This is a genomic window from Bacillus cereus group sp. BfR-BA-01524, assembly GCF_022662595.1.
Lineage (GTDB): Bacteria > Bacillota > Bacilli > Bacillales > Bacillaceae_G > Bacillus_A > Bacillus_A thuringiensis_S.
Genome location: NZ_JAKUDW010000292.1, coordinates 1 through 445 on the forward strand (window position 1 = coordinate 1; position 445 = coordinate 445).

Below are 445 nucleotides of genomic sequence, written 5' to 3' on the forward strand. Positions count from 1 at the left end.
CGCAAAACCAATTTGTAAGTAAGTTTCACGGATTTGGTGAAGGATTAAATAATGCCAAAGTAGGTGCAAATAAATTAAATAAGGGGTCAGATCAATTAATTGATGGAGTAAATCAATTAGCAGATGGCTCAAGCCAAGTAACCGGCGGTTTGGGTACATTATCCGCAGGAGCAAACCAAATGACAGGTGGCATAACGCAATTAGCAGACGGTTCAAGCCAAGTAACAACTGGCTTAGGCACTCTTAATGGTGGTCTAAATAAAATGTCAAATGGCTCAATCCAGCTAATCGAAGGCGTAAATAAACTAGCAGACGGATCAGGAAAAGTAACTGATGGACTAGTGAAAGTAAACGATGGTTCAGGTGAACTTGCAGAGAAACTTGGCGAAGGGGCAGAGAAAACTGGTGAAGTAAAAGGGACGGATAAAACGTATGATATGTTTGC

General features: G+C 40.9%; 1 pseudogene. It reads left to right on the forward strand.

Annotation, left to right across the window (positions count from 1 at the left end):
- A pseudogene (locus MR170_RS31120) lies at positions 1-445 on the forward strand (YhgE/Pip domain-containing protein); the annotation flags it as partial.